At 61.1% G+C, this 3,267-nt stretch carries 3 protein-coding genes; 1 reads left to right on the plus strand and 2 read right to left on the minus strand.

Annotated elements, in window-relative coordinates:
* On the plus strand, positions 1-643 hold a 643-nt coding region (locus tag EOA28_RS29840; protein WP_148670934.1), incomplete at its 5' end, for an alpha/beta hydrolase.
* A gap of 71 nt (positions 644-714) precedes the next feature.
* On the opposite strand, the gene EOA28_RS29845 is transcribed toward EOA28_RS29840, so the two are convergent.
* Positions 715-1,788: a site-specific integrase gene (locus EOA28_RS29845; RefSeq protein ID WP_127251728.1), complete on the minus strand. Its 1,074-nt coding sequence runs from the start codon at positions 1,786-1,788 to the stop codon at positions 715-717.
* A 244-nt stretch (positions 1,789-2,032) separates the two neighbouring features.
* Positions 2,033-3,250: a porin gene (locus EOA28_RS29850; RefSeq protein ID WP_127251729.1), complete on the minus strand. Its 1,218-nt coding sequence runs from the start codon at positions 3,248-3,250 to the stop codon at positions 2,033-2,035.
* Positions 3,251-3,267: the final 17 nt, after the last annotated feature.

Below are 3,267 nucleotides of genomic sequence, written 5' to 3' on the forward strand. Positions count from 1 at the left end.
CTATAATGTCGGGGTCGAAGCCGGCGACGTGCTTGCCGGGATGTCGGCGCTCGGCGTCGAGCACGCAGCCTTCGTCGGCACGTCGCGCGGCGGCCTGATCATCCATGTGCTCGGGGCATTAAAGCCGACCGTGCTGAAGGCCATCGTGCTCAACGACATCGGCCCTGTGATCGAGGCGGAGGGGCTGGCCCATATCCGCTCCTATCTCGACCGCGCGCCGAAGCCGAAGACACTCGCCGAGGCGGTGGATACCCAGCGGCGCGTGCATGGCGCCGATTTCCCGGCGCTCACCGACGTCGACTGGGCGAGGATGGTCCGGGCAATCTGCCGCGAGACGGCGGCGGGCTGGGTGCCGGATTTCGATCCGGCGCTGGTCGACACGCTGGCCGGCATCGATTTCAGCAAGCCGTTGCCGGGTCTGTGGCCGCAGTTCGATGCTTTGGCCGCCGTGCCGCTGCTTGCCATTCGCGGCGGCAATTCAAAACTATTATCAGCTGCGAGCGTCGAGGAGATGGGAAGACGTCATCCCGGCATGGAGACGATCACCGTCGAAGGTCAGGGACACGCTCCCTTTCTGGAAACCGGCACTCTGCCGCGGGAGATTGCGGATTTCCTCGATCGGGCAGAGCGCGAATCAAAATAAAGTAAAGCCCGAGACTAATTCAACCTCGGGCTTGTCGATAAAATATAGATTCTCCGGCACGCGGCGCGTGCCTATTTGCCCTTGGAGCTCTTGCGCCGCGCCTTTGCCGGCTCCGCTCCGCTCTCCTTGCGAGCGGCTTTGCCAGGTGACGGCGCGGTCAGGGGAGAGGCAAAGACGGAGTTCTCCGCGGCGCTCGGCGCCTGATCGGCACGCGGCTTCTCGAGAACGACGACACAGCCATCAAGATCGTTGGTGGCGAGGTGCGCGTAACGCATGGTCATCGACAGCGTCTGGTGGCCAAGCCACATCTGGACGCGCCTGATGTCGATACCGCCCTGAACGAGGCGGGAAGCACAAGTGTGACGCAAAATATGCGGCACCACCTGCTCATCGGCGCCGAGACCGACTTCCGCCTTCGCTTCGTTCCAGATGGCGCGGTACTGCGCCTGGCTAAGCTTGGTGAACGGGCCCTTCGGCCGGCGTCCTTCGGTGTTCGGCGGCAGCTTGATGACTTCCTTGACCCGTTCGGTCATCGGAATGGTGCGGCTGCGGCCGGATTTGGTGATCCAGAAGGAGACGCGATGCTCCTGGATGTCGTTCCAGATCAGGCCGAGCGCCTCGCCGAGGCGGCAGCCGGTATCGACCAGGAAGACGGAGAGCCTGTAAGCATCCTCGCTGCGGCTCCTGATGGCGGCGAACAGCCTTGCCTCTTCGTCCCTTTCTAGGAAACGAATCCGTCCTGCCCGCTCCTTCTGGCGGCGGAACTCAGGCAGGCTGTGGATATCTCCCATCTTGTGAGCCTTGCGCAGCAGCTTGCTGAGTGCAGCCATCTTGCGATTGATGGTTGCGTTGCTGTTCCCGCGCTGGCGCAAGGTCCCGATAAGATTGTCCAGGGTGTTCTGGTCAAAGGTGCTGAAACGCTCTCCGAGAAGGATCTCGTCTATTTCACCGATGAAAGAGCTGACATTGTATTTATGCCGCCCATCATCCCAGAGTATATCTCGGTATGCTGCAAAGAGTTCCCCGATCCTGTGCGATTTTACTTCCCGGATCTTGTTGAACGTGTAGTTGAACTTCGAATTCTGAGAAGAAAAGAACGCAAAATGACCAGAGGCCTCGGCCTCTTGAACCGCTTCGTTCGACATTTTTAGCCACACCCCCTGTGGTTAAGCCTTCAGCCCTAACCGTTCGGAGATGTCCTTTCAAGAGTTTTCGAGTCTTGCGGCCGATCCCATCCGCCGAAGCGGATCCCACAAAATCGTTCCATCAGACTCAATCAGCTTACCGTTTCACCCCCATCCTTTCGTTTGCGTTGACCAACCGCGGAAAATAAAAACGGCCCGGGCGTGGAGACGCCCGGGCCGGATTTCACCTGTAGCAGTCCAGCCCTTAGAAGGAGCGCTGGAAGCGGAGGAGACCGCCGATGGCGTCGTCGCCATCAGTAATACCGGTCCAGTTGTGGTTCAGGCCATCGGCTTCGTTGATGCTGCCTGCATTGACGTAGTCGACTTCGGCCGTAACCGTGAAGCCGGGAACGATGTCGTAGGCGATGTTGGCGGCGATGCCGAGGTTCTCACCTTCGTCATACGAGACCTGAGCGTTGAACGAGGTCTTCTCGTTGAACTTGTAGGTGCCACCGCCCCAGACTGCCCAGTTGCCGTCCCACTGCTTGTAGAAGCCGCGGCCGCCAGCTGCGAAGGCATAGGTCGGGTCCGTCAGGTTGTCATCGGTGCCGTAGCCGCCGATGATGAACAGCGAGATCGCGTCATTGACGTTCACGTCCAAGCGGACCTTGCCGGCAACTTCCTCGTAGTTGCTGTCGTAAGCGATAACGCCGGTGATGGCGCCCCAGCCCTGCGTCCACTTCACGCCGCCGACGACATGCGGAACATAGCTGTCGATCGTGCCCACGCCGTAGACACCATCAGTGCCGCCGCCCGAGCCTTCTTCGAGAGAGATCACGGCCGAGAAGCCGTTGCCTGCGTCGAAGTAGTACTGGACGACGTTGGTGTCGAAGTCGCCATAGGGAACCAGCGTATCCTGGATGACGTTGCCGGCGTAGCCGATGAACGTGTTGAAGGCCGATTCGTCCTTACCGACGCGCAGCCCACCGAGCTGGATCCAGGCGAAGTTCAGCGAAGTGCCCTTGTTGAAGGCCGGATTGACGGCGTTGGCCGCGGGGAGCGGACCCGCGCCATCGGGATCAACGAGCGCGCCCAGGTCGGCATTGCGGTTGCCGAAGTTCCAGCGGGTCTCGGTGTAGGTCTTCAAGGTGCCGAGCTCGGTCTCCTGGCCGGTCCAGGTCTTCAGGGTGAAGCGGGCATTCTTGTAGAAGGTGTCGTTGCTGCCGCCGTCCTCAACATCGGCGGACGTCGCGCCGTCGAACGAGCCGACGTCGCCGACGCCGATGTCGTAACGGACATAGCCGCCGATGCGCAGGCAGGTTTCGGTGCCGGGGATGTAGAAGTAGCCCGAGCCGTACACGTCGCAGATCTTGACGTATTCAGCCGGTTCCGGCTCGGCGACGGTCACCGCGTCGGCGGCGCGGGCGCCCGAAACTGCGATCAGGGCCGCAGCGGAGCCGAGAAGAAGGCTCTTGATGTTCATTTTCTGACCTCCAGTCA

It is taken from the genome of Mesorhizobium sp. M2A.F.Ca.ET.067.02.1.1, from assembly GCF_004023285.1.
Taxonomy (GTDB): domain Bacteria; phylum Pseudomonadota; class Alphaproteobacteria; order Rhizobiales; family Rhizobiaceae; genus Mesorhizobium.

What these genes read in the sequence shown, in the direction of transcription:
- EOA28_RS29845 (WP_127251728.1), bottom strand. Translation starts at nt 1,788, where the DNA reads ATGTCGAACGAAGCGGTTCAAGAGGCCGAGGCCTCTGGTCATTTTGCG.
- EOA28_RS29850 (WP_127251729.1), bottom strand. Translation starts at nt 3,250, where the DNA reads ATGAACATCAAGAGCCTTCTTCTCGGCTCCGCTGCGGCCCTGATCGCA.